Origin of the sequence: Rhizobium aureum, from assembly GCF_030182495.1 — a bacterium.
Lineage (GTDB): Bacteria > Pseudomonadota > Alphaproteobacteria > Rhizobiales > Rhizobiaceae > Rhizobium > Rhizobium tropici_C.
The window spans coordinates 115,199-139,668 of the sequence record NZ_JAQJCI010000006.1 but is presented as its reverse complement, the minus strand read 5'-3'; the positions used below and the strand labels follow the sequence as shown (position 1 = coordinate 139,668).

General features: G+C 57.7%; 24 protein-coding genes. 9 read left to right on the top strand and 15 right to left on the bottom strand.

Features of this window, described 5'->3' with window-relative positions; translation table 11 throughout:
* Positions 1–21: 21 nt before the first annotated feature.
* The 7 genes from PH552_RS16830 to PH552_RS16800 all read right to left on the bottom strand — a co-directional run bounded on the left by PH552_RS16830 (position 22) and on the right by PH552_RS16800 (position 5,935).
* On the bottom strand, positions 22–726 hold the full coding sequence (locus tag PH552_RS16830; protein ID WP_113249744.1) for a TfuA-like protein: 705 nt from the start codon (positions 724–726) through the stop codon (positions 22–24).
* Positions 723–1,895 (bottom strand): YcaO-like family protein, encoded by a 1,173-nt coding sequence (locus PH552_RS16825; RefSeq protein WP_112342406.1) that lies wholly within the window; start codon positions 1,893–1,895, stop codon positions 723–725. Before PH552_RS16825 ends, PH552_RS16830 begins: the two co-directional genes overlap by 4 nt.
* Before the next feature lie 13 nt (positions 1,896–1,908).
* The gene (locus tag PH552_RS16820; RefSeq protein ID WP_112342407.1) at positions 1,909–2,127 is read right to left on the bottom strand and encodes a hypothetical protein; all 219 of its coding nucleotides are present in this window, start codon (positions 2,125–2,127) and stop codon (positions 1,909–1,911) included.
* Between the two features lie 12 nt (positions 2,128–2,139).
* Entirely contained in the window at positions 2,140–3,888 is a 1,749-nt protein-coding gene (locus tag PH552_RS16815; RefSeq protein ID WP_285166183.1) for a hypothetical protein, read from the bottom strand.
* Positions 3,889–3,957: 69 nt separating this feature from the next.
* Positions 3,958–4,341, bottom strand: a complete 384-nt coding sequence (locus PH552_RS16810; RefSeq protein ID WP_112342409.1) for a helix-turn-helix domain-containing protein — start codon at positions 4,339–4,341, stop codon at positions 3,958–3,960.
* Between the two features lie 356 nt (positions 4,342–4,697).
* Positions 4,698–4,871, bottom strand: a complete 174-nt coding sequence (locus tag PH552_RS16805) for a hypothetical protein (protein ID WP_162736958.1) — start codon at positions 4,869–4,871, stop codon at positions 4,698–4,700.
* Between the two features lie 107 nt (positions 4,872–4,978).
* Positions 4,979–5,935, bottom strand: a complete 957-nt coding sequence (locus PH552_RS16800) for an acyltransferase family protein (RefSeq protein ID WP_112342411.1) — start codon at positions 5,933–5,935, stop codon at positions 4,979–4,981.
* A gap of 880 nt (positions 5,936–6,815) precedes the next feature.
* Between PH552_RS16800 and PH552_RS16795 the strand changes: the two genes are divergently transcribed.
* Both PH552_RS16795 and PH552_RS16790 read left to right on the top strand, forming a co-directional pair.
* The gene (locus PH552_RS16795) at positions 6,816–7,217 is read left to right on the top strand and encodes a hypothetical protein (RefSeq protein ID WP_285166181.1); all 402 of its coding nucleotides are present in this window, start codon (positions 6,816–6,818) and stop codon (positions 7,215–7,217) included.
* A 200-nt stretch (positions 7,218–7,417) separates the two neighbouring features.
* Positions 7,418–9,424: an ABC transporter ATP-binding protein/permease gene (locus PH552_RS16790; protein WP_112342413.1), complete on the top strand. Its 2,007-nt coding sequence runs from the start codon at positions 7,418–7,420 to the stop codon at positions 9,422–9,424.
* A gap of 92 nt (positions 9,425–9,516) precedes the next feature.
* Here the strand turns inward: PH552_RS16790 and PH552_RS16785 are convergent, their stop codons facing one another.
* From PH552_RS16785 to PH552_RS16775, 3 genes are all read right to left on the bottom strand, one after another.
* Entirely contained in the window at positions 9,517–9,933 is a 417-nt protein-coding gene (locus PH552_RS16785) for a curlin (RefSeq protein ID WP_112342414.1), read from the bottom strand.
* A gap of 240 nt (positions 9,934–10,173) precedes the next feature.
* On the bottom strand, positions 10,174–10,578 hold the full coding sequence (csgH, locus tag PH552_RS16780; RefSeq protein WP_112342415.1) for a curli-like amyloid fiber formation chaperone CsgH: 405 nt from the start codon (positions 10,576–10,578) through the stop codon (positions 10,174–10,176).
* A 66-nt stretch (positions 10,579–10,644) separates the two neighbouring features.
* Positions 10,645–11,085 carry a curlin gene (locus tag PH552_RS16775; RefSeq protein WP_112342416.1) on the bottom strand — a complete coding sequence of 147 codons (441 nt, stop codon included), beginning with the start codon at positions 11,083–11,085 and terminating at the stop codon, positions 10,645–10,647.
* A 363-nt stretch (positions 11,086–11,448) separates the two neighbouring features.
* On the opposite strand from PH552_RS16775, the gene PH552_RS16770 reads away from it, so the two are divergent.
* The 7 genes from PH552_RS16770 (at position 11,449) to PH552_RS16740 (ending at position 17,254) form a co-directional block, all read left to right on the top strand.
* The gene (locus PH552_RS16770) at positions 11,449–11,808 is read left to right on the top strand and encodes an SPW repeat protein (protein ID WP_112342417.1); all 360 of its coding nucleotides are present in this window, start codon (positions 11,449–11,451) and stop codon (positions 11,806–11,808) included.
* Between the two features lie 477 nt (positions 11,809–12,285).
* Positions 12,286–12,672: a c-type cytochrome gene (locus PH552_RS16765; protein ID WP_112342418.1), complete on the top strand. Its 387-nt coding sequence runs from the start codon at positions 12,286–12,288 to the stop codon at positions 12,670–12,672.
* 164 nt (positions 12,673–12,836) lie between these two features.
* Complete coding sequence (locus PH552_RS16760) at positions 12,837–13,640, top strand: cytochrome c oxidase subunit II (RefSeq protein ID WP_112342419.1); 804 nt, start codon at positions 12,837–12,839, stop codon at positions 13,638–13,640.
* A 56-nt stretch (positions 13,641–13,696) separates the two neighbouring features.
* Complete coding sequence (locus tag PH552_RS16755; RefSeq protein WP_112342420.1) at positions 13,697–15,475, top strand: cytochrome c oxidase subunit I; 1,779 nt, start codon at positions 13,697–13,699, stop codon at positions 15,473–15,475.
* On the top strand, positions 15,472–16,176 hold the full coding sequence (locus tag PH552_RS16750; RefSeq protein ID WP_112342421.1) for a cytochrome c oxidase subunit 3: 705 nt from the start codon (positions 15,472–15,474) through the stop codon (positions 16,174–16,176). Before PH552_RS16755 ends, PH552_RS16750 begins: the two co-directional genes overlap by 4 nt.
* A 12-nt stretch (positions 16,177–16,188) precedes the next feature.
* Positions 16,189–16,911 carry a heme-copper oxidase subunit III family protein gene (locus PH552_RS16745; protein WP_112342505.1) on the top strand — a complete coding sequence of 241 codons (723 nt, stop codon included), beginning with the start codon at positions 16,189–16,191 and terminating at the stop codon, positions 16,909–16,911.
* Positions 16,912–16,921: 10 nt separating this feature from the next.
* Positions 16,922–17,254 carry a cytochrome C oxidase subunit IV family protein gene (locus PH552_RS16740; protein WP_112342422.1) on the top strand — a complete coding sequence of 111 codons (333 nt, stop codon included), beginning with the start codon at positions 16,922–16,924 and terminating at the stop codon, positions 17,252–17,254.
* Between the two features lie 23 nt (positions 17,255–17,277).
* On the opposite strand, the gene PH552_RS16735 is transcribed toward PH552_RS16740, so the two are convergent.
* The 5 genes from PH552_RS16735 to PH552_RS16715 form a co-directional block, all read right to left on the bottom strand.
* Entirely contained in the window at positions 17,278–17,754 is a 477-nt protein-coding gene (locus PH552_RS16735; protein ID WP_112342423.1) for a cyclic nucleotide-binding domain-containing protein, read from the bottom strand.
* Between the two features lie 53 nt (positions 17,755–17,807).
* The gene (locus tag PH552_RS16730) at positions 17,808–20,522 is read right to left on the bottom strand and encodes an ABC transporter transmembrane domain-containing protein (RefSeq protein ID WP_112342424.1); all 2,715 of its coding nucleotides are present in this window, start codon (positions 20,520–20,522) and stop codon (positions 17,808–17,810) included.
* A gap of 237 nt (positions 20,523–20,759) precedes the next feature.
* Positions 20,760–21,905, bottom strand: coding sequence for a glycosyltransferase family protein (locus PH552_RS16725; protein WP_112342506.1), 1,146 nt, complete (start codon positions 21,903–21,905; stop codon positions 20,760–20,762).
* Entirely contained in the window at positions 21,902–23,161 is a 1,260-nt protein-coding gene (locus PH552_RS16720) for a glycosyltransferase family 4 protein (protein ID WP_112342425.1), read from the bottom strand. Before PH552_RS16720 ends, PH552_RS16725 begins: the two co-directional genes overlap by 4 nt.
* Positions 23,162–23,178: 17 nt before the next feature.
* Positions 23,179–24,393 carry a glycosyltransferase family protein gene (locus PH552_RS16715; protein WP_112342426.1) on the bottom strand — a complete coding sequence of 405 codons (1,215 nt, stop codon included), beginning with the start codon at positions 24,391–24,393 and terminating at the stop codon, positions 23,179–23,181.
* Positions 24,394–24,470 lie beyond the last annotated feature (77 nt).

Genomic DNA, 24,470 nt, shown 5'->3' with positions numbered 1-24,470 from the left:
AGAGACTGTATTCAGAATCAACTACATTCGGTAAAATTGCGGAAAGAGCTTACGCCACAGCGGTGTCGCATTGAAAGACCAGCCCCACTTATGTGCCTGCAACGACGCTTCGGCAAGGGCGTGCACAAGCTCGATCGCATCCAGACGCTTCTGGTCGGTCCACGCTTTTGCGACAAGTGCCCTCACCTGCCCTGTGTCCATATCGGCGGCTTCGGCAATGCGCTTCCAGGTCCGATCCTTGAAGAATATACGCCGAGCTGCCTGGGAGAGCTGCAGAGCCTCCTGCCTGCCGATAATGCCTTGGCTGATCGCAGCCTCGATTGTGGCATCGACATTGACCAGCGGCACCGACAAAGCGGGATAGCCCAATTCCGCTGGGCCATGGAGGAGAGCAACATCCGCGTCCTCCTCGCGGCGCCCGGAAGCATAGTCATCGAAGATCCGGCCAACGCCGACCATGCCGTAAGCCCGGCACTCCACGGCGCGGAGCGCTCCCATGCTGGCTGCCCCGAACACGGGGATACCGCGGGAGAGGGCAAAGAGTAACTCCTTGTGCCACACCGGCGCGACGAATTCGAACTGACCGTCGATAAGGCCGATAGCGGTCGCCCCCTCCTCGAGTGCTCTCATAACGTCGCCCTGGCATGCCGGGGGTCGTATGACCATCGTACTGTCGGCATATGCTTCGGCATCGGGCAAGCTCGGACCTACGAAGAACACTTTCACAGGAAACCCTTTGACAATGCGCGGCTGCCGAGACGAATTCGGCGATCCCCGTCAGGATGTTCGAGTTGCGGCGCGAAAACCTTTACGACCGATGCCGGAAGCCATTCGGGTGCCAGCTCGATTGCATAAAGCTGGTCAATACCGCCTCCCAACAGGGTCTCGACAAGCCGGTCGAGCGCATCTTGCGCAGACACGGCCGACATCGTCGGCAGTTCGCTCAGGTTCGTCGTGCATCGAGCCCGGAACAATTGCAGATGGGCAGGATCGGCGCGGCGTGAGAACAGTTCCGGGACAAGATCATCTCTGGCACCGGCGATGAAGGTCATCCGCGACTGCACGGCCTCGGAAACGGCCCGGGCTGCGGCCAACTCCGGGGACAAGGATGCCCCTGCGCCCATGGTCAAATCGACATATCTCAGCGAGCCGTCATCGCCTTTCGGCCGCAGCAATGCGACGATGGAGGCGACAGCCAGATCGCTCGTCACATCGAAAAGGGCGAGATCGAAGTCTGCCGAGAAAATCTTCTCCAACATCTCGCGAATACCCTCATCTTCGATGCTATACGGATCTATCCGGCGTTCGTGCCGATGCGCCGGTTCGCCGACGTTCCAAAGGACGCAAGCATCCCGCTCGACCCGCTCCAGCAGCCCGTGCAGGACGGCCTCATGCCAGGTATTCCCCGACGCCAATCCATCCGATGATACCCAGAAGCGTGGGCGGACATGCGTTCGGTCAAGATGAATGGCCTCGAAAGGTACGAATATCGAGGCGTTCTTGGCCAGATCGTGGGCTTGAGACCATCTGATCTGCTCCATGGCCTCTATCGGTTGCGCACCGATCGCCAGCAGATCTTCCAGGCAATCCGTGGCATGACCGCTTGCGGCAAGATCATTCAGACTTGCCATGAGCGTTGAACAATAGGGTTGGGTCGCGACCGATCGCTCGATCGCTTCCATCACCGCGGATGTTTTCGCAGAGACGTCATCCAGACCTTTTCCCTGAGCGATGACGATCGCCCTGGAATTCGGGGCATAGGCGCACCAGACGGGAATGCCTATGCGATCGAGCTCGGTCTGGCGGCCGACACGGGTTATGCCAAATCGTCCCAGATGGGGCCAAACCCTCGACAAGGTTTCGCCAGGAGGGCATGCTCTAAAGTTGTTTGACACCGATCACGAGTGCCTAGCCTTCAAAGAGGCCCGACGCCACATCGCCTGCCGACGTCAACGCCACAGCGAAATCGACATCTTTCTCCACTCTGATCCCTTTGCCCCGCCAGGATTCAGCCTTCCCCAGATCGCCCGTCAGCCGCCGCGTGTATCGAACGATGGTCCCCTTTTCGAGGTCAGCTAGCCAAAGCCCCTTTTCACCCTTAATTCCAATCAGAACTGCCTTTGCCATAATTTCTTCCTCTCAAAAACCGGCCTTCAACAGGCCTTCCCTGTAATGCTCAATCTGCCACTTTTCCTTGATTGGAATCATGGCAAGCCATGCCTCAAGATCGAAATTCGGATTGTCGCGCAGGGCGCGCTGTCGATACATCTTGGCCTTCGCGAGATCCCCCAGCATTGCCCAACTTGCCGCCGCAAGCCTGCTTGCTGGTCCTGGGTCTCTCATTCTGTCCAGATAGGCCAGCGTTTCGGTATATTCTCCAATGAAATAGCTGGCTCCTGCTGCGGTCCAATAATAGTAGTCCGGAGCAAGCGGATTGAGATCAAGAGCAGTCGCAACCTTCTCCAATGCCGCTTTCGGATTGGCGCCATGGGTGAGGCTGTCGGCGTGGCTGCAAATCACATCCGCATAGTGCGGGCTAAGGTCTTCAGCATTCGACAAGGCCTCGAGGCTGCCGTCGATATTGCCGCGGTAGAGCCGGGCGACGCCGATTTCCTTGAAGCCTCCGGCGAACTGGCTGTCATCACGGATTGCATCCGCCGCCATTTTCTCCGCCTGATGCAACAGGTCGCCATCGCCGCGCGCCGTCAGAACCCATTCCATCGTCAAGGTCCTGGCGATGCCCGCAAGGGCCGCCGCAAAACCCCGCTCGTGCTCGAGAGCCTCTTTAAAATGCTTGCGCGCGCGGCGAACATTCTGAAGGCTCAGGCGGGACAGGCATTGTACGCCTTCGAGATAGGCAAAATAGGCCTGAGGCTTACAGCTGAAATCGGAAACGATGTGGTGGAAGGCGCCAACGCGCTCGATGATGGAGTTCTGGATGGCGGTAGCGATCGCGTTGCGATGCTCCGTTATGGCCGCACTATCCAGCTGGACGCGTGTCGCCCAGACAATTTCATCCCGCGGCATGAAAATCAGCTGGGCGAACAGGCTGTTGTCCGTTCTCTTCGTATCGAGCGCATAGACCACATTATGCTGCTTGAGAAGCCCGGCCTTGTCGTTTGAGGAGCGGATCTGCTCGGCGGTATAGGGAGCGACTACGGAGACGCTTCGGTCGACGCAAAGACTGATCGTCAGATCCTCGATAACCGCATTTGCGACCGATCCGGCTCGTTCCGAATCCTCCAGCGTCTCAGCCGGAAGCAGGGCGATACGCGGTACGGGATTGCCGGCGGCAACCGGAAGCATATCCTGAGCCGGCTGGTTTGAAATCGGATCTTTCGCTCCGCCGATCAACTGACTGTAAGACGTAATTTTCTCGCCGAGCGCCGCCCTGACCTCGTCATCCGTCTGATCCCAGTCCAGCAGAAGCATGGCTGCGCGCTTCAATTCGCCGCGATTTTGGGACCAAGAGGCTTGGCCCAGCGTTTTGAAGAATTCCACTCGCAGCTCCCCTGCGAGCCGCGCCCGCACGTCGCGTACCCAAACAGCCGCGGATCCGGAGCCGTTGCCGTAAGCGGGCAGGAAATTCTTGGCGACGGCATCGGCGAGCGCGCTAAGCCTGGCAATGCCGGATGCATTTTCGACAGCATCCAGATCGCACCGCAACGCCTCGAAGTTCAATGCGAGGCTCGTCGCGGCACCGCTGATCAGCGGACTGGATGATTTGGACGTCGCAGTCGCCAAACGCAGAAGCGTCGACCTCAAATTGGCGCCGGCAGCCTGCAGATCGCCGGGCCAGAGGAAAGCCGCCAGGTCCTTCCGCGGCATCGATCGTCGACAATCGTAAAGATAGGCTAGCATGAGCAGCGCCTGCTTTGGCACATTCATGCGATCACCCTTCTCATCATAAAGGGCGCAACTGCCGAGTGTCGTTAAATGAAATGTCATCTTGCTAGATCAGCGCTCGTTGTCAGGTCCGGTTGATTGCACAAAAGCGAGCATCCTTGCCCGCAGCCGCTTGTCCTCAAGCGCCGATAAGGCTGTCTGCAAAGCGGCCTCATGATGTCTGGTAAATTGAAAATCAGCTGGTCTCGCCACAGAAGGAAGGGCATCGACCAATGTGCTTCTGAAGAAAAACATGGCCGGGGCATCGAGAATTTCAGAGATGCACAGAAGGCGACCAGCACCGATTTTTTCTATGCCGCGCCCGTATTTCTCGAGCTGCTGAGGGCTTATGCAAAGCTTCGCGGCCAATACATCCTGCGCAATTGACAATTCTTCCCGGCGCAGCCGGATGCGTAATCCAACCTCTACATCGATCGCGTCGGATTTTTTGTCCATGAGGCACCCGCCAGCAAAGAAACTACTTTCATGTTCGCAGGTTTCCTCCGAATTCACAATGTTCCAGCAATGTATAATGAACGAGACGTCGGCCTAATTATTCGCGGTCGGCGTCGCAATAATCATGGTTTCACCGTATGAGGAAAACACTCCGCCGAGTTCCTCCAATGGTTGCGCAAGTACCAATGTACGGCCAGCCGGCGCCCATCTCGACAAAAATACGCGGCCCTGCGGATTTGTATCGCATTACGACATTAAATCCGCGGCTTGGAGGATTGCCCATGATTGCGCCGACGGACAAGCCAACGCCGTCCATGGCGGCTCGGCGGGTTACGACGGAAGTGCGAAATGATGTCCTAGTCGTCTTCGTTCCGGTTTTGCCGCACCTCTTCCACAATCGCGCCGGTGTCGTCGTTGTGCTCGCGTGTCTCGTTTCTGCGGCGACCTGGGTCTGCCAATTGCCACAGGACAAAGCCGGCAGCGCCGAGGCTGCCAATAACGGCCACAATGACTTCGAAATTCCAAATCATTGCCTCCTCCATTTGCTGGAGCGTATTCCCGCGATTTGCGCATCGTGATTGGCAGAGCAAAGCCGATGGCCATCAAGCCGAGCCCAGCTTCGGTTCGTCTTCCATGGTCAGCCGCCTTTTTCTGCAAAAGTCCGGTAGCGGCCATTCCAAGACGCCACCATATGAGCCGCGCCGAGAAGACCCACCGTGCCGACCATCTGCGCAATTGGCCCAGCAGCGCCGATCTCCCGACAGAAGAATTGAAAAACGGAAAGAAGCGGATAGTGTACGATGTAGAGTGGATAGGAAATATCGCCGAGCCAGCGCGACAACGCTTGCAACTTTGCCGGCACTTCGAGTGCGATGGACCAGACGAGCAACATGGGCAGAGTTAACAGCGCAATATCCGTGCCAGCTCGCGAGTAATAGAAAACGACCATAAGCCAAACGGGCGGCAATAGTGCGAGCCACGTACGCCAACACGGCCTGACGCCAAGCCGCGCCAGCAACACGCCGAAGGGAAAGGCGAAGCCAAGCCGCGCAATGCCGATGTGGATGGTGTCCCACGTGCTGCCAACGTTCAGATCATCGCCCCATGCCAGCAGCGCAACACCCGAAACCGCCGTCATCGTCAGCAGTATCGGTGGCGTCAGGTAACGCCGACACGCGCTATAAAGAAAGTAGGCGGTGAACTCCAGAAAGAGCGTCCAGCACGGAACATTGACCGGAAAATAGTCCCCGGCAACAGGCGCGGGCAGAACTGCCAGATTAAGCGGAACGACCCATGCTGGCGGGCAGTCGATACCTGCAAATACCTTAGCCACTATTACGAAGGCACCAAGAAAAATGCCGATAAGGAAGACCGGATAGAGCCGTTTCAGCCTGGCGGCAAAGAAACCAGGCGTCGTCATGCCAGCTATGAATCGTGGGCCGTAAACCGTTTCGGTGACAAAGCCCGACAGCGCGAAAAAGAAATCGACCGCCAGATAACCGAACGGTGCGACGTGCCAGATCAATCCCATATGAAAATGCACAACGGCGATAGCAGCAAGGCCGCGTATCGCGTCCAGGGAATAGTACCGCATTTGGAGAACCTCTCCGAATTTTCCGCAGTTATTTTGTACGAGGCAAGCATCCTTCGATAAGATGCAGCCGCACGGTCGGTGTGCCGCGCAAGCGAGCCAACTCGCGCGCGTCCACTCCGGTACAAGACTTTCAGACTTCACTGATGATGAAATTGCATTTTATGGTGCATCGCTATCGACGATGCCACACCCACGAAATGATCTCGAGGAGAACAATAGATCGTTTAAAGCGCCCTCCGCCCGCTCCGCCTCCTTTGATTGAGTGGCGGGAAGATAATATAGCGCAGCGGTTTTGCCAATATGTTAAGTAATATTTTAATCTAAATGAGATAAGTTGTAATTATTGTCTATTTCTTATATGCATTGGCACGTTATACACCAATAAATTTAAATATAATTCAGAAAAACAGGATCTTCAATCTCCGGTTAAATTAGAAACGAATTTCATCTCAGGCGCAAGCACGGCCGCCGGCTATCTTTCCGGCTAATTATCGGCCCAAATAGATTGGCTCTACTTAAATTGCCTAAACCTCTCTTATCTCTCAGCACACATGATCAAAGCGCAGCTTTTTTCATCCGGCTAAGCACGTAAGCAAAGGTTTGCCGACGCTGAAAAAAGTGAGAGGCGAAACTTTTAGACGGCGGCTGTCATATCCCTCATCGCCGATTGCATGAACTGAGGAATTCGGCGTGCGATTGTTTGCCGTCATCGCCGTAATCCGACTGCGCTGCGATCACCCATTTCTCGCTGAAGCATCACTCCCATCGTCTGGTTTTGTTTCGGATTCCATTTCCACCTGCGATTGATTAAGGATATGTTAGCTGCTCTACGGATCGTTGTCTCGCACCGGTCAGACCGACTTCAGGTGGAGAAATTTAGATGGATCTTTGCCCGTGGCGTCCGCGACCGCTCCTTTTCCTGGAACGCGATCGCACTGAACGGTTTGCTTTGGACAAAGATATCGACGCGGAGAGTGTAAACGTTCATGTCAAGAACGGTGTCCCAGGATCTTGCCCAGCAAGTCGAAGCTTGAGGCCCGGCAATGCGAAACGTCGCTATGGTTCGCAACAAACTGAAAACGCCGGTGCCAATTTCCACGCAGGCGCCCGAAATCGTCCATCGCTAAAACATGTCCGCGAATCGGATTTTCTGGCCATCAAGGTAGCCATGCTCATAAGCTTTGGCCTGTTCGCTGCCAGCGGGAAAGGGGTTCTCTTTGTTTTCCACCTCACGCTTTCCTGCTTTGATTCCCTGTTCATACGCGTCTTTCTCGCTTTCTGAAGGGGCGAGAGGGGGCAATGGCTGAGGGTAATATTGTATAGGGTTCGGCAACCCAAATTCTGGCGCACACAGCGGTGCGCTCATTGGCTTTTGCGGGCACATGGTAAATTCCTCCTGATACTGAAACGCTAATTGCGATGGACAGTTCCTCAAGGCTGCCGTCCATGAAACTTTTTGATTTTTAAGCCGTTGTCGTGCTTATGACCGACGCTAAATCCAAACAGAAATCGGTCGACGGTACCAAAGCGCATGGTGCCAAGAGGTCGCGTCAAGGTAAGGCATCGACTGTGGAGGTCGAGCCCCCGCCAAGTTTCATTGAACCCGATCCGCAGCTAACGCCCGAAGAAGCAGAACAGGCGCGCAAAAGATATTTGCTGAGGCGCTTCTGGATCAGCGCGCGAGGTTATTGGGGCAACGGCGGTGATGGACTTGCGTGGCCATGTTCAATCGGCCTGTTGATCCTGATCGGCACCAATGTCTGCTTCCAGTATGGGATCAATATCTGGAATCGCGCAATTTTTGACGCGATAGAGCAGCGCAACGCCCATACCGTATATTTTCTAAGCGCCATGTTCCTGCCGCTCGTGCTCGGAAGCGTGGCTCTTGTCGTCGTCCAAGTCTCGCTGCGAATGGCAATTCAGCGCCGCTGGCGGTCCTGGCTGACCACGGCGCTCATCGCGCGCTGGCTGGCAAACGGCCGCTACTATCAGCTGAACCTTATCGGTGGCGATCACAAGAACCCGGAGGCGCGCATCGCCGAGGATTTGCGGATTGCCACGGAAGCGCCGGTGGATTTCATCGCTGGCGTCATTTCGGCCTTTCTGTCGGCCTCGACCTTCATCGTGGTGCTCTGGACGATCGGCGGCGCCCTGACCGTGACAATCGCCGGTTCGACAATCACAATTCCCGGCTTCCTCGTCATCACCGCGGTGCTCTATGCCGCGATCACCTCCACCTCGATGGCGGTCATCGGCCGCCATTTCGTCCATGTCTCCGAAATCAAAAATCAGGCGGAAGCCGAATTTCGCTATACACTGACGCATGTGCGGGAAAACGGCGAGAGCATCGCATTGCTCGGCGGCGAAGAGGAGGAGCGTAACGACCTCGACAAAACCTTCGGCAACGTGCTCAGGCAATGGGCGCTGCTTGCGCACCAACATATGCGCACGACGCTTGTGTCGCAGGGGTCGAGCCTGTTTGCGCCCGTCGTGCCGATTTTGCTTTGCGCGCCCAAATTTCTCGAAGGCAGCATGACGCTCGGGCAGGTCATGCAGGCAGCTTCTGCTTTCGCTATCGTTCAGAGCGCATTCGGATGGCTGGTCGACAACTATCCCCGCCTCGCCGATTGGAACGCTTGCGCGCGACGCGTCGCTTCGCTGATGATGTCGCTCGACGGGCTTGAGCGTGCGGAAAAGAGCGACACAATGGGCCGCATCAAGCATGGTGAAGCCGAAGGTGATGCCATGCTCAGCCTGAACGATCTCTCCGTGTCGCTGGACGACGGCACCGCCGTGGTCAAGGAGACTCAAGTCGTAATCGAACCCGGAGAGCGGGTGCTCGTCGCCGGAGAATCCGGCACGGGAAAGAGCACGCTTGTGCGGGCCATTGCAGGTCTTTGGCCGTGGGGCGGCGGCAGTGTCAACTTCCACGCCGACAGACGATTGTTCATGTTGCCCCAGCGGCCTTACATTCCTTCCGGAACACTTCGCCGGGCAGTCGCTTATCCCCGCGCCGCTGACAGCTGGACGCTGGATGAGATCAAGGCCGCTCTCGACAAAGTGGAACTCGATTATCTGAACGACAAGATCGAGGAAGAAGCGCCATGGGACCAGACATTGTCGGGCGGCGAAAAGCAGCGTCTCGCATTCGCGCGTCTCCTGCTGCACGACCCCGATATCATCGTGCTGGATGAAGCAACATCGGCACTCGATGAGAAGAGCCAGGACAAGATGATGGAGATGGTGATCCGGGAATTGCCGAGGATCACCATCATAAGCGTGGCGCATCGTGCCGAGCTGGAAGCCTTCCATAGCCGCAAGATCACCCTGGAGCGTCGCGCGGGCGGCGCAAAGCTTGTCAGCGACATTGATCTCGTTCCTCGCGGGGGGAAACGGAATCTGCTTTTGCACCTCCTGAAAGATCGGCGTTCTCTACCGCGACACAGCATAGCCCAGAGTAAAGCATCGCGGCGCCAGAATAGACATTGACGGTGCCTGGTCGGGTGTTTTGGAAAAGCTTGGAAAGCCTTTGAGAAGCCGTGTCCTGGCGTTCGGGGCAAGCACAGCTCATCGACGAAATTCTACCAACCAAACAGCAACGCCGCCCCACTTTGCCCGTCGCCGTTCTGCACGACTTGCGTGTCGGTATTTCTTCCGAACTGGAAGATGCCATAGGAGTTATCGCTGCCGTTCTGCTGCAGCGTCGCGGAATGGCCGTTGCCTTCCTGGCGCACGATACCGAGATTGTCTCGTCCATTCTGCCCGAGGCCGGCAAGATTGTTTCGGCCGAACTGACGGATATGAGCACCCCCACGCAGGCCATTGTAGAGCGAATAGGCCCGCAAACCGAAATCCATCACTTCGGCATCCTGTGCCGTTCGAGGCGAAAGATAAAATGCGATCGAGCCGCCGGCCATGGCGGAGCCTGCTTGCGCCGAGACGCCAAGCAATAGGGCAATAGTGGCGATTCCTAGAGTGTTGGCGAGCTTGGTATTCATGATTGCCTCTCCTGATCCGGCCGTCGTCAGCCGATACGCCACTTTTGCAAAACCAAGCTGAACCAAGTTGGAAGAGGATGTTCAGCAGCCATTTAACTGCACGGATAGAGGAAGGCGGATAGGCCCAAAGCCGCCAACGGGGCTTGGGAACTGATTGCGGCAGGCAGACAAAAAGAGCCATTCAGCGGTTCAGGAAATCGCTGAATGGCTCCATCGCTGCTTGAGCACTTAAAGTATCTTTCAGAATACGCCCGCCACCTGTTTGGTGCAGCTGACGTTCCCGCCGGGCACCGTCACCTTGAGCTTCACATCGTAAAGGGCGCCGCCCGCGCTGACACTTATTCGGCCGAGCGACGTCGTGCGTCCGGCCACCGCCGAAAATTCACCGCCCTGCTGGATGTTCGAGGAGCCTCCCTCGCCTCCGCCGGATACGCTGATGCTATAGGTGCCACTCATTTCCCTGTCGGAATGCACAAGCGGCTCCAAAAATATCGTATCGCCTTGAATTTTCTCTCGAATTTCGCAGCGAATTGGTGCTGAGCCCGAGCTGTCCGTGTCGAGAACGGCAGCGCTCGCGCCGGCGGCGATCAGTCCGGCGAGCATCATCGCTGCGGTGATGGGAAAGCCTCTGCCTGAGTTAACCATGGATTGCCTCCTTGTCGTGGCAAAGAACGAGGCCGGGAACACAGGTCCCGGCCCGTGTCGCAAAGGTCAAGGGCAGGTCTGGACGAACGCGGCTACATTCCCGTTGCCGCCTTGGCTGACATCGGCGTTGCAACCGTGCCCGACCTGGACACCCGCGGCGATGTTGCCGTTGCCATCCTGCGTCAGAATAGCGGTGTGATTTGAGCCGAACTGTCCTATGCCGGCCACGTTGCGGCTGCCGTACTGATAGGTGGCTCCGTAGTTGTTGTCGCCCTCCTGCCCGACGGCAGACAGGTTGCGATGGCCGTATTGCTGGCCGATGGCAGTATTGTAGCGTCCGTCCTGATAAAACCGAACACGGTTCCTGTGGCCGTTCTGCGCGCCGCCGGCGGAGTTCTGCCAGCCATACTGTTCGATGCGCACGTCGTTGGCCATCGCCGGGGTGATGACGACAGCGCCGACTGCGGCAGCGGCAAGAAGAGTGCGGATAATGGACGTGCGGATCATTTTGACCCCTCCTTCGATGCGGATATCACCGCGGTTGAACGGCTCCTTTGTAGGCCTCGTGTTCAGAACGGATGCTGAAGACGGTGTTCATCCAAAATTCAGCGATCTGCATCATCCGGAGCAACGGGGGAGGACATCACGGCCATGTAGCGCCTTACGGCGGAATCTTTCCCCGCCTGTTCGCTTCTTGAAAGCAGAGCTGGGACGGCAGCATCCATTACAGCTGAAACTTTAGACATAATACCGAAAGTATCGCTCACACGTTATCTTGAAATGGAAGCGAAAGTAACCACTTATATACTTAGGCGTGAAGTTCACGCTAAGTGTAGCCAACACTAGGCTTCTTATTGGGAGGAAGTTGTTATGGCAATGCCTCTGATGGAAAGAAAGAGAATGCTGGATTGGGTAAATCTGATCCTGGCGGCATGCTTGTTTGTCTCTCCGTGGATCTTCGGTTTCACAGCTGAGATGATACCCAGCTGGAACGCATGGATCGTTGCCGCCCTGTTGGGCGTGTTTGCGGTCGCTGCGCTTTCAGTATTTGCTGAATGGGAGGAATGGGCCAGTCTGGTACTCGGTCTTTGGCTGATTGCATCTCCCTGGCTGCTTGGTTTTGCCCCCAATGCAAGCGCAATGTGGACGGATACCGTTCTCGGCGTGCTCATTGCTGGTGCATCACTATGGGTCGTCTGGGATGCGCACCATCCGCATGCCCACGCTTAGGCATGGACACGCACATGACATTAGCTAGATCTGCCGCCAAGCGGCAGGTCTAGCGACTGTCCAACTGAGATCGGTCTAGCTTTGGAACAGGCTCCGCCTCGATCTTGCGTCAGAGTGTGGATCGAGAATGGATCATAAGCGCCGCTCGCATTCCTGTGAAGCAATGCTAGCGGCGCAGACGTCTACAGAACCCATATCAGCTTCCAGGCACTCAAGCACACCTGCTTGGAAGCCCCGGTTCGGTGTTCCACGGTCAAGAGCCGAGTAGCGACACTCGATGGCAAAACCTTATCGTCAAGAGCGGGCATCGTCTTCAAGATCTCCGCGTCGGAAATCGCCGATTGCTCCCGCGCAAGGAATGACGACTAGCTAATTTAAGGAATAGGCGACAAAGGCGACAAGATTTGATAGATTTATGACCGTCGGTTGCGGTTTGACACATAGATTGGAACACCAATGGAGAGAAAGAGGATTGCCATGTCTTACCGTTTTCTTCCGATCTGTCTGCTTCCCGCCGTTGCTTTCCCACTCGTCGCCTTTGCACAGGAAGGTGACGTCACAGCAGGGGCCACCGTTTTCAAGAAATGCGCCATCTGTCATGTGGCCGAAACGGATCAAAACAAGGTCGGGCCTTCGCTGAACGGCCTGTTCGGCAGGACGGCTGGAACACACCCTAATTTCGCTTATTCGTCAGCCATGCAGGAGGCGGGCAAGGGCGGCCTCGTCTGGAACGAGACGACGCTCCGCGATTATCTGCACGACCCCAAGGCGAAGGTGAAGGGCACGAAAATGACCTTCGTCGGACTGAAGGACGATACCGAGATTACCAATCTGATCGCCTATTTGAAGCAATACTCCAAATAGCGAGATGCGACCATCGGGCCGAGGCATTGGTGCACTCCGTGCGGCTCTGCTGGATAAACCACTACTTTTGCCGCAATTGCCCGGGTGATTTGTTCATGAGATAATACTAAAACGTTTCGCGATGAGATTGCAGAAACGTTCGCGGCCGGGTCAAGGAGGAGACGATGGCTGTCGTATTGATTCTCGTTCTGCTGGTGGTGGGATCAATTGCATTCCATCTGCTGAGCCCTTGGTGGTGGACGCCGATCGCGTCGAATTGGAGTTATATCGACAACACGATCGTCATCACGTTCTGGATCACCGGCATCGTCTTTGCGGTTGTCGTGATGTTCATCGCCTATTGTGTCTTCCGTTTCAGGCACCGCACAGGAAACCGGGCGGCATACCAGCCCGAAAACAAGAGATTGGAATGGTGGCTCGCCGGAGGAACAGCAATCGGTGTGGCGGCGATGCTCGCACCGGGCCTCTTCGTGTGGAATCAGTTCGTCACGGTGCCGGCCGATGCCAGCGAGGTCGAAGTCGTCAGTCAGCAGTGGCAATGGAGTTTTCGGCTGCCGGGGGCGGACGGGCGCCTCGGGCGCGCGAACACGCGCGATGTTACTCCGGACAACCCGCTCGGTTTGGACAAGAATGATCCTGCGGGTCTGGACGACGTCATCGTCGAAGGCGGTGAGTTGCATATTCCGGCCGGCAAGTCGGTGAAGATGCTTCTGCGCTCGATCGACGTTCTGCACGACTTCTACGTGCCGGAATTCCGGGCAAAGATGGACATGATTCCCGGCACGGTGACCTATTTTTGGTTCACACCGACGCGAACGGGAACCTTCGAGGTTCTCTGCGCGGAATTGTGCGGTGTTGGTCATCCGCAGATGCGCGGCACCGTCATCGTCGATACCGATACAGCCTATCAAGCCTGGCTGCAGCAACAGCCGACTTTCTCGAAATCGCTGGCGTCGGCGCAAAAGTAAGCCCCATGCGCCGCTGAGGAGGAATGCCGCATCGGAGGCTACAGGGAGGAAGGAATATGGTCGAGATTGGTTCCGGCATCGAGCAGGTCATCCGGCCCGCTGAAGTCGAGGATGTGGAGCTTTATCATCCGAAAAGCTGGTGGACGAGATATGTCTTCAGCCAGGATGCCAAGATCATCGCTATTCAATACTCTTTGACCGCCATCTCGATCGGCATGGTGGCATTGGTGCTGTCGTGGCTGATGCGGCTGCAACTCGGCTTTCCCGGCTATTTCTCCTTCATCGATGCGGAACATTATTATCAGTTCATCACCATGCATGGCATGATCATGGTGATCTACCTGCTGACCGCGCTATTCCTCGGCGGTTTCGGCAACTATCTGATCCCTTTGATGCTCGGCGCGCGCGATATGGTGTTTCCCTATGCGAACATGCTGAGCTACTGGCTCTATCTGCTTGCAGTCATCGTGCTGGTCGTCGGCTTCTTCGCGCCCGGCGGGCCGACGGGAGCCGGCTGGACGCTCTATCCGCCGCAAGCCCTTCTGTCTGGTACGCCGGGAGGGCGTGACTGGGGCATCATCCTGATGCTGTCATCGCTGATCCTGTTCATCATCGGCTTTACGATGGGCGGGTTGAACTATGTCGTGACGGTGCTGCAGGGACGTACCCGCGGCATGACGCTGATGCGGATGCCCTTGACGGTATGGGGCATATTCACCGCGACCGTCATGGCGCTCCTTGCCTTCCCGGCGCTCTTCGTCGCTGCCGTCATGATGCTGTTCGACCGCTTGCTCGGCACGAGCTTCTTCATGCCCGCGATTGTCGAGATGGGCCAGCAACTGCAGCACGGTGGCGGCAGTCCAATCCTGTTCCAGCATCTGTTCTGGTTCTTCGGCCATCCGGAGGTCTATATCGTTGCCCTTCCCGCCTTCGGCATCGTCTCGGACCTGATCAGCACCCATGCGCGCAAGAACATCTTCGGCTACCGGATGATGGTCTGGGCTATCGTCATCATTGCGGCGCTAAGTTTCGTCGTATGGGCGCATCATATGTATGTGAGCGGCATGAACCCGAATTTCGGGTTCTTTTTCGCAACCACGACGTTGATCATCGCCATCCCGACGGCGATCAAGGTCTATAATTGGGTACTGACGCTCTGGCGCGGCGATATCCATCTGACATTGCCGATGCTGTTTGCTCTGGCATTCATCGTCACATTCATCAACGGTGGACTGACCGGCCTCTTTCTCGGTAACGTCGTCGTCGACGTGCCGCTGTCCGACACCATGTTCGTGGTTGCCCATTTCCATATGGTGATGGGGGTCGCGCCGATCCTGGTGATCTTCGGCGCGATCCACCATTGGTATCCAAAGATTACGGGGCGTATGCTGAACGTGACGATGGGCCACATCCACTTCTGGATCACCTTCCTCGGCGCCTATGCGATCTTCTTCCCAATGCACTACCTTGGCCTTATGGGCGTGCCGCGCCGCTATTACGAGCTGGGCGAAACGGCCTTCATACCGCCGTCGGCGCATACGTTGAATATGTTCATCACCATTGCCGCTCTGGTCGTCGGCGCCGCGCAGCTTCTGTTCCTGTTCAATCTCGCCTGGAGCCTTCGCTGGGGCCGGCAGGCGGGCGGCAATCCGTGGCGGGCAACGACATTGGAATGGCAGACGCCGCAGACGCCGCCCGCGCACGGAAATTGGGGCAAGGAACTGCCGATCGTCTACCGCTGGCCGTATGATTACAGTGTCCCCGGAGCGGATCAGGATTTCTTGCCGCAAAACCAGCCGGCCTCGGTCGGGCCGTCCGAAAGGGCGTTGTCATGAGCGCCATTCTCATCTTCATGGCCGGGATTGCCGGCATCATCGCCTGGTGGATGGCGCGGCAGCGGCTGACCTCGAAACCCTGGCTGGAAACGAGCCTCGCAGGCAATGCGCCTGACATGCGCGGATCATCGGCGACCACGGCGAAAGTCGGTCTCGGCATCTTTCTCGCCGTCGTCGGCGCCTTGTTCGCGCTCCTCATCAGCGCCTATCTTACGCGCCTTAGCGGCGCCGACTGGTGGAGCATTCCGATCCCAAGACTGCTCTGGGTAAATACCGCCGCCCTTGCGGCAAGCAGCGTCGCACTGCAATGGGCAAAAACCGAAGCCCGTCTCGACCGCAGCGAGATGCTGAACACGGCGCTTGCAGTGGCGTTCGCACTGGCGGTTCTCTTTCTGGCTGGACAGGTTTTGGCGTGGCGGCAACTGGTTGCGGCAGGCTATGTGCTCGCCGACAACCCATCGAATAGTTTCTTCTACATGATCACCGGGCTGCACGGCCTGCACATCCTGGGCGGGCTTTTCGTGCTCGGACGGACGACGATCCACGCTTGGACAAACACCGTATCGGCGAGAATCCGCCTGAGCGTGGATCTCTGCGCCATCTATTGGCATTTCATGCTCGTCATCTGGCTGATCCTTTTTGCGCTCTTTGCCGGCTGGGCAAATAGTTTCGTCGATCTCTGCCGTCAGTTGGTCAGTTGAGGAGCCTCGATGATGACCGAATCCATAGAAAGACCAACAAGCGAACCACTTCTGCAACCCGTGGGACTGCGCGGCGTCGCGGCTGACCTTTCATCGGACCAGCGGGCGTTCAAGAACGTCTCCTGGGGCAAGGCGATGATGTGGATCTTCCTCCTCAGCGACACCTTCATTTTCGGCTGTTTCCTCCTGGCCTATATGACGGCGCGCATGTCGACCATCGTCGCCTGGCCCAATCCCAGCGAGGTTTTCGCGCTGACGATCGGAGGCAAGGAAATCCCGCTGATTCTGATTGCCATCATGACCTTCATTCTCATCAGCAGCAGCGGCACGATGGCGATGGCCGTCAACTTCGGATACCGCCGTGATCGCCGCAAGACCGCCGCTCTGATGTTGGCAACCGCAGTTCTCGGCGCGACATTCGTCGGGATGCAGGCATTCGAATGGACCAAGCTGATCAGGGAGGGAGTCCGCCCCTGGGAAAACCCATGGGGAGCGGCGCAGTTCGGTTCGTCCTTCTTCATGATCACCGGCTTCCACGGCACCCACGTCTCGATCGGAGTCCTCTTTCTCCTGATCATGGCGCGCAAGGTATGGCGGGGAGATTTCGACCAGGAAAGGCGGGGGTTCTTCACCAGCCGCAAGGGCAGTTACGAGATCGTCGAGATCACGGGACTATACTGGCACTTCGTCGATCTGGTCTGGGTATTCATCTTTGCATTCTTCTATCTGTGGTGAGGATGGCATCATGGCTGAGACGCAGACACATTCCGGGCAGCAGCATCCGATAAAGCTGTACATGGTGGTCTGGGGACTGCTTTTCGTCCTCAGCACCTTCTCCTACCTTGTCGATTATCTCGGCATTCAGGGCTATCTGAGATGGTCCCTGATCCTGCTGTTCATGATCCTGAAAGCCGGGCTGATCGTCGCCATTTTCATGCACATGGCCTGGGAGCGTCTCGCGCTGATCTACGCCATCCTGGTCCCGCCGGTCCTGGTGCTTGTCTTCGTCGCTCTGATGGTGTCGGAATCGCACTATACGGCGCTTACCCGGCTCGCCTTTTTCGGCGCCGGCCCGTAGCGCGCTCTACACCATCTGCAATCTCAATGCGTCGCCATCGACTGCGGCTGGTTGAGGCGGCTGCGGACGGCGGTCAGTTCCGAGGTCGTATGGTTGAGACGGTCGGCAAGCACGCGCATGATCTCGACAGCCATTTCCGGAAAATCGCTGAGCAGCTTCAGAAAATGCTCCTTGCTGATCTTCAGTGCTTCAAGCCTGGACGTGGCCTTTACCGTGGCGGTACGGGAGACGTCACAGAGGATTGCGATTTCGCCGACGATGGAATTCACGTCGACTTCGGCGACCTTGATCTCGCCGGCCGGGCTATCGACGAGAATATCAGCAGTTCCGGAAAGAACAACATAGGCGGCATCTCCCTGATCACCTTGATGAAACAGGGTTTGGCCAGCATTATAGCTGACGCGATCGGACGTAAACGCCAAGAGTTTCAATTTCGCGGGCGCGATGCGCGAAAAAATCGGCACTCGCTTCAGCATTTCAACTTCGTCTTTCAGAAGCATGAGCTTCGGTACCCCCAGTGTTCGGCCCCAGACGCCACTGTCGAGATAGGATATTACGATAACAGTTCTTTGAACATACCGTTTTTCTCTAAAAGATCGGTGCTTGACCCACTTTCGACAAGACTCCCATGGTCGAAGACCAAAACACGATCGAACAACTCGGCGAAACTCGGGTTGGACAGCACCCAGATGATGGCCGGCGCATATCCGTCGCTGTCGAATGTGCCCAGGATGGCTCTTGCAATCTGTTCCTGAACGCGATGATCGAGCGCCGGCAGCGGACGATTGCAGATGATGTAGTCCGCACGTTTTAAAAGAGCACGGCCAAGATTGAGCTTCTGGCGCTGCACATTCGTCAGGCGCTTGCCGCCCGAGCCGACATCGAAATCCAGGCCGATCGACAGGACGCTGTCATGCATGCCGAGACGACCGAAGACATCATACATGATCTGGTGGATACGCTCGGGCGCATTGGCCTGCTGATGGGCGATGCGGCCGAACAGCACGTTGTCCATCAAGGTCGCCGACGCGGTAAAGCGCTCCGGATCATAACGCTCGATGACCCTGGCAAGATCGGCTGGTATGTTCTCGTAGAATTTCGCCCGTGCATGGACGATCTTTTCCATCAGCATCTGTGTCAGAAGACCGAAGCGGTGACGCGGTTCGATATAGGAGAAGCTCAGGCGGATGATGGCCGCGCGTTCATCGTCGGTCGCCGCCTCATATCCCTTGCCGTTCAGCTTCTGAAGCAGCGCCTCATAGGTCGGAATATCCTCCGCCGTCATGAAGGTCAGCTGCTGGAAGAACGGATGGTCCGGCGGCAGGTCGGTGAAAAGCTCGACAGCGTTTTCGGCGATTTCCAGACCCATATCGTACAAATCCGATACCAGACCCGTCTCGGCGAATATCTGCTGGAAATAGGGATGTGCCGCCAGCTTGCGATTGGTCATCTGCGGCCGCTTCAGCGTACCGAACAACAGATTTTCGCCGACCGTCGCCTGCGGATTATAAACATCGAACTGGAAGGGAACGACGAGGTCCTCCAGCTTCTCTTCCTCAAGCCGCAACCGCAATGCCTGACGCAGCTCGACGATGCGCGATGTCAGATCTTCATGTGCTGCCGCATCGACATTCGAGCGCAGCGCCATGTCGAAAATATCCTGCGACATGGCAACGGCATCGAGAACCGGACGGATCACCGAATAGATATCATCCGGCCCGGTGGCACCGGCAGCCGCATAATCGACCCAGTCGCTATTGAGATCGAATTCCGGATTGGCCGCGCGCCGCGCTTCGGTCACACGCCATTTGGCCTTTGTGGCCTCATCGTCGGTATAGACGGGAGCGATGAGTGGCGCATGCTTGAGGCCATAAAGCAGATTGCTGCGCAACGTGCCGTGGAAGAAGAAGGTCTCGGACGAGGCGTAGGCAATACGTCGTCCGGTTACCGATTCCGGCAGTTCCAGGATATCGCGGCCATCGATCGAGATGCGGCCGCTGTCCGGCCAGATCAGGCGCCCGAATGCTTCCGCCAGATATTCGCCTCCCGCCCCGCTGTCGCCAACTATCGCTACCCTTTCGCCGGGATGAATTTCAACCGAAACGTGGTCCAGCACGCGCGCGCCGCTGTCATCGACGATGGTCAGATTGGTCGCGACGAGAGAATGGGTGATGCGGCCGGCGGGCACGTGCGAAACCGCCTGGATTTTCGGATCGATCAGATGATCGACGCTGAACTGTTCGACCACCTGATTGTATTTGACCTGAACGTCCTGACGCGACTGGTCCCAGTCGATCAGTTCCTTCAGCGGTCCCGGCAAATCCTTATAGGCATTGATGACGGCAACGAGCTGGCCAATGTCCAGGCGGCCCTGCAAGGCCAGGAAACCGCCGATCAGATAAAACAGGAACGGCGTCACCTGAGCGAGGAAGTTATTGATGAATTTGACCAGGAACTTCCACTGGTAGAGATCATAGCGGATCGAGAAGATCAATCCGAGCCGGTGAGCTATGTCCGCGCGCTCAAGGTTGGTGGTATCGTTGGCGTGGATGGTGCCGATACCATCGACGATTTCGCCAACGCGGCCGGAAAGCTCGCGCGCCGTCAGCTGGCGCTGGCGGCCAAGCTCCAGAAGCCGCTTGCGCATGCGGGGAATGACGATCGCCTGTACGGCGACGATGGCCGCGGCGATCATGCCGAGCCAGAAATTCTGCATGATGATGAAGACGAGCGCCGTCACCGCCTGGCCACCGAGAAGAGCGGGCTGGACGAAGGCATCGCCGGTGAAGCCGCCCATCGGCTCCACTTCGTCCTTGATCATGGTGGCGATTTCCGCCGGCTTCACCCGCTTGAAATGGCTCGGAGGGAACCGCAGCACGCGATCGATCAGTTCGAAGCGGATGCGTCGCAGCATGCGCTCACCGAGCCGCCCCTTATAGGTATTGATATAGAGCTTGAAGAGGCCGTTGAGCACGACAAGCGCCAGAAACACCATGCTCAACGCAACAAGCATCCACATGCGGGTCAGCTGGACGCCCTGAAAGACTTCGACATGGCCGATCAGCGGCATGTTGAAGGCAATGTGCATGAACGTCTGCGTATCGCCGGGATGTTCGAAGCCCTTGCCCTGGATCGGTCCGTTGACGATCTGCTTCGGCAGGTCGAAGGACAGAAAGTACGGAATCATCGACGCCGCAACCACCAGCAGTATCCAGACCTGCTCCAGCCGGGTGTTCGACCAAATGTAACGCGCTAGGCTTTTTTCCATTGCTTACTGCAGGCTTTCAGATTCAACGCCCAACGCCGGCCTGATGCCGGCACCGATGTTGCAGAGATGCGGGAAGATTTCGTTGCGGATACGTGGCCCCATTGTGAAAAGGGGAACCGCCCGGTCCTTCGTCCACGCTCCTCCCGATTCATCGATTTTTCGATTTATATCACAAGATTGCAGGAATCCAGGAGGATAAAACGACAGGATGCCTCCGATATCAGCCGCGGCTTTTCCCTATATGGTTCGACGCAGGATAGCCGAGGTTCTGGCGGCGCCGCCAAGATCGATGTCCGGGTTGCTCGGCTTGGGGCGCGACAGCGCGGTTTTCACGGCTGCGACCAGCAATTCGCTCGTCAATCCCGCCTCCGGCAGAGCCAATGCCAAGCCCAGCCTTTCCAGCCGCTCGGCCCGGACGGATTGCTCCGTTTCGCCGCCGGCCGTGAAGGGGACCAGAATGGCGCGGCAACCGGCAACGAGAAGATCGCCGACGGTATTATAGCCGGCTTGCGAGATCGACAGCTCCGCCCCCCGCAGCAGAGACGGAAAATCCTTGCGGAAGCGAACGAGCGCGACATTGCCCGGCGCGCGCCTGGCGAGATCGGCATAATCCTGTTCGGGCAGGTTCGGCCCGGCAATCAGAAGCCAGCGGCGATCGGTCGCCACGCGGCTTGCCGCCTCCAGCGATGCGCGGATCAGATCAAGCCCGACAGCGCCGCCGCCGGCCGATACGACGATATCGAAGGTTTCGACAGGCTCCGGCGGCAAGGCGGGTGCGACAAGACCGGTATAGGCAATCTTGTCGGCGATCGCCTCGGTCAGGGGAAAGGTTTCTTCCAGCCGGACAAAATGCGGATCGCCATGAACGAGCACGCCATCGAAGTGGTCGCGAAGCAGGCCGACGGTCTCCTCGTCCCGGCCCGGTTTCTTCTGTTGCTGCAGAATATCGCGCACCGATGTGTAAAGCCTCGGTTTCGGATCTGCCTTGGCAACGGCATCGAGCAGCGGCAGAAGCTCGAAACGCATCTGTCTGCGGCCGAACGGAAAGGCCTCGATGACGACAACATCGGGGGCAGCCTGCCGGAAAGCATCCAGCAGCAGATCGCGACGACGCGACAGAAAATCTTCGCCGACGGGATTGCCGGCCTGATCGGCCAGCCCGGAAAACCCGGCGCTGCTAGCGACGACGGCCGGCAATGTGACCGAGGTGACATCCGCCGCGGGGAAACCGCTCACCGGTATGCCGCCGGTGACAACAGTCACCTCACAGCCATCCTTCGCCAGGGCGCTGGCAATGCGGCTGGCGCGCGCCAGATGGCCGATGCCGAGCAGATGCTGAACGTAGAAGAAAACGCGCAAAGGCTGGGAATGCGGGGCCGTCATGCGGATTTCCGCCATTGATCTTCCCTTTGCCACTGTTCCTCGAACAGCCGCGTCAATTGCCGGATGCTGGCATGATAGTCGAAATGCTCGCGCACCCGCCTTTCGGCTGCCTCTCCCAGCCCGCGGCGTAGCGCGGGATTGCGAATGGCAGCTTCCAGCGCCGCGGCAAGGGCTTGCGGATTCTCGGATGGAACGACAAGACCGCTTTCGCCATCGTCGATCAATTCGGGAACGCCGGAAACATTGGTGGAAACGCAGGGGAGACGCTGGCTCGATGCTTCCACGAGCACGTTCGGCAGGCCGTCGCGATCGCCGTCGGCCGCAATGCGGCAGGCAAGCGCAAAGATATCGGCCTGACGATAATGGGCAAGCACATCCTCCTGGGCCAGCGCGCCCTTCCAGGTGATGCGATCGGCAATGCCGAGCGTGTCGGCCAATGCCTTCAGCTTTGCCAGCCCATCGCCGCCGCCGATATGGGTAAAGCGCCAGTTGAGATCGCCAGGCAGCAGCGCCAGTGCCTTCAGCAAGACATCGTATCCCTTTTTCTCCACTGCGCGCCCGACGCTGAGAATGAAGGCGGGGTCGGAAGCATCCGTGCCGTTCCGATCGGAATGTTCGCCGGCGAAGGGAGCGAAGCGATCGAGATCCAGGCCATGATAGCTGAGATAGACCTTGTCATCCGCCTGGATCAGATCGCGCATGTGCTCGAAGCCGGTGCGCGTGCAGGTCACCGCCCAGCGGGCTCGGTCGAGCTTTTCAGAAAGCTCCCAGTCCGGCGACGTCCAGATATCCTTGGCATGCGCCGAGCAGGTCCAGGGAATGCCGGTCATGATGCTGGCATAGGAGGTCACCGAAGCCGGCGTATGGATGAAATGCGCATGCAGCCATTCGCCACCGTCTGGCCATTCATGCGCCAGAACCAATGCCTGGCCGAAGCGCCGCACGCGGTTTGGGGTAATGTCCCGCTTCAAGTCGGCCCAGAATTGCTTCACGAGCGGCCTGAAGCCCGGCTTGCCGATGCCTGCAAAGAAGGCCCGCAGCACCCTCAGCGGTTCGTTGTGCAGATATTCCGGCAGATAGACGACGCGCGCCTTGATTTCGTCATGGACTGGATGACGCTTCTTGTCCGTCGGCTTGCGCATCGAAATCAGCGTCAGGTCGAAGCCGGCCCTTTCCAGGCCAAGCAGCTCCTGCGCAATGAAGGTTTCCGACAGGCGAGGATAGCCCTTGAGGACCACCAGGATTTTCTTCCGCATCGACGGCTTCCGATGCTCTATTCTGCAACGATCGACAGCGGCGTATAGCGCTCGCGATCATCGAACCACTCGCCGATGGTGCGCGAAATATGCACCAGGCCTTCAAGGCGCATATTACTGCTGCTTGCCGAAGGCGGCGCGCGGTTCGGCAGGCGCTTCAGGGCGGCGGCAAGCTGCCTCGGATCGGCGGATTCCTCCGGCAGCAGCATATCGACGAGGCCGAGTTCGCTGGCGCGCTGGGCGCGGATCAGCTGTTCCTCGCGTGGACGCGTGCGCGGAATGATCAGCGCCGGCTTATCGAAGGAGAGGATCTCGCAATAGGTGTTGTAACCGCCCATGGCGACAACGGCCTTGGCGCCGGCAATCAGCTCTTCCATTTTGTTGTCGAACTCGATCACCTGCAGACAATCGATCTTGCTGGCGCGCTCCAGGAGCTGGCCGCGCTCCTTGGCGGGCATATAGGGGCCGAGGACGATCAGCGTCTTCTGCGTGAGGGAGCTGTCCTGTTCGAACGCGGCAACCACATCGCTGACGAGATCGGCACCATCGCCGCCGCCGCCAGTCGTCACCAGGATATAGTCCTCGTCGGGCACATGTTCGGATTTCGTGCCCAGAGTGGAAACGCTACGCTGCAGAAAGCCGACGAACTCCATCTTCCGCCGCACGCCCGCTGGCACATCGAGCCCGATAAGGGGATCATGGAAATCCGGCGGCCCGTAGACCCAGACGCTGTCGTAGAACTGATCGATCTTCTGCAGCACGTTGTTTTTCTTCCACTCCGCCTCCAACAGGTGCGGTGCGTCCATGACATCGCGCATGCCGAGAACAAGCGTCGTACCACGCGCCTTGAGATAGGTCAGGGTCTCCTCGACCTCGCCCTTGAGGCCCAACGGCTCCTTGTCGACGATGAAAACATCCGGCTGAAAGGTTTCCGCCGTATGACGGATGATCGACTGCCGCATCTTCAGCGTTTCCTGCAACGCGACATGGCTCGCCATAGACGTGTATTCGCCGTCACGCAGCTTGATCACGCTCGGCACTTTGACGAAATCCACACGGGACCGATAATCGAATGCCCCGGCAATCGTCGCGCCAGAGATAATCAGCACGTTCAGCCCGCGATAATCCTCCACGAGTGCATGCGCGATCGTCCGGCATCGCCGCAGGTGACCGAGACCGAACGTGTCGTGGCTGTACATGAGGATTCGAGCATCTTCTAAGCGCCGCTTCATTGGCAAAACCTCTGGGGGTAAAAGTCATAACGCGGTTTGTCGGCAAACGACATCCGCGACCGCTCGTCGAATTGCAA

Bases quoted from the DNA above. Each gene is read 5' to 3' on its own strand.
- PH552_RS16735 (WP_112342423.1), bottom strand. From the start codon at position 17,754: ATGCTTCTGAAAGACGAAGTTGAAATGCTGAAGCGAGTGCCGATTTTT.
- PH552_RS16750 (WP_112342421.1), top strand. From the start codon at position 15,472: ATGAGCGCCATTCTCATCTTCATGGCCGGGATTGCCGGCATCATCGCC.
- csgH (WP_112342415.1), bottom strand. From the start codon at position 10,578: ATGGTTAACTCAGGCAGAGGCTTTCCCATCACCGCAGCGATGATGCTC.
- PH552_RS16785 (WP_112342414.1), bottom strand. From the start codon at position 9,933: ATGAATACCAAGCTCGCCAACACTCTAGGAATCGCCACTATTGCCCTA.
- PH552_RS16800 (WP_112342411.1), bottom strand. From the start codon at position 5,935: ATGCGGTACTATTCCCTGGACGCGATACGCGGCCTTGCTGCTATCGCC.
- PH552_RS16765 (WP_112342418.1), top strand. From the start codon at position 12,286: ATGTCTTACCGTTTTCTTCCGATCTGTCTGCTTCCCGCCGTTGCTTTC.
- PH552_RS16775 (WP_112342416.1), bottom strand. From the start codon at position 11,085: ATGATCCGCACGTCCATTATCCGCACTCTTCTTGCCGCTGCCGCAGTC.
- PH552_RS16760 (WP_112342419.1), top strand. From the start codon at position 12,837: ATGGCTGTCGTATTGATTCTCGTTCTGCTGGTGGTGGGATCAATTGCA.
- PH552_RS16810 (WP_112342409.1), bottom strand. From the start codon at position 4,341: ATGGACAAAAAATCCGACGCGATCGATGTAGAGGTTGGATTACGCATC.
- PH552_RS16805 (WP_162736958.1), bottom strand. From the start codon at position 4,871: ATGATTTGGAATTTCGAAGTCATTGTGGCCGTTATTGGCAGCCTCGGC.
- PH552_RS16795 (WP_285166181.1), top strand. From the start codon at position 6,816: ATGGATCTTTGCCCGTGGCGTCCGCGACCGCTCCTTTTCCTGGAACGC.
- PH552_RS16720 (WP_112342425.1), bottom strand. From the start codon at position 23,161: ATGCGGAAGAAAATCCTGGTGGTCCTCAAGGGCTATCCTCGCCTGTCG.
- PH552_RS16725 (WP_112342506.1), bottom strand. From the start codon at position 21,905: ATGACGGCCCCGCATTCCCAGCCTTTGCGCGTTTTCTTCTACGTTCAG.
- PH552_RS16740 (WP_112342422.1), top strand. From the start codon at position 16,922: ATGGCTGAGACGCAGACACATTCCGGGCAGCAGCATCCGATAAAGCTG.
- PH552_RS16755 (WP_112342420.1), top strand. From the start codon at position 13,697: ATGGTCGAGATTGGTTCCGGCATCGAGCAGGTCATCCGGCCCGCTGAA.
- PH552_RS16730 (WP_112342424.1), bottom strand. From the start codon at position 20,522: ATGGAAAAAAGCCTAGCGCGTTACATTTGGTCGAACACCCGGCTGGAG.
- PH552_RS16770 (WP_112342417.1), top strand. From the start codon at position 11,449: ATGGCAATGCCTCTGATGGAAAGAAAGAGAATGCTGGATTGGGTAAAT.
- PH552_RS16715 (WP_112342426.1), bottom strand. From the start codon at position 24,393: ATGAAGCGGCGCTTAGAAGATGCTCGAATCCTCATGTACAGCCACGAC.
- PH552_RS16790 (WP_112342413.1), top strand. From the start codon at position 7,418: ATGACCGACGCTAAATCCAAACAGAAATCGGTCGACGGTACCAAAGCG.
- PH552_RS16815 (WP_285166183.1), bottom strand. From the start codon at position 3,888: ATGAATGTGCCAAAGCAGGCGCTGCTCATGCTAGCCTATCTTTACGAT.
- PH552_RS16745 (WP_112342505.1), top strand. From the start codon at position 16,189: ATGACCGAATCCATAGAAAGACCAACAAGCGAACCACTTCTGCAACCC.
- PH552_RS16820 (WP_112342407.1), bottom strand. From the start codon at position 2,127: ATGGCAAAGGCAGTTCTGATTGGAATTAAGGGTGAAAAGGGGCTTTGG.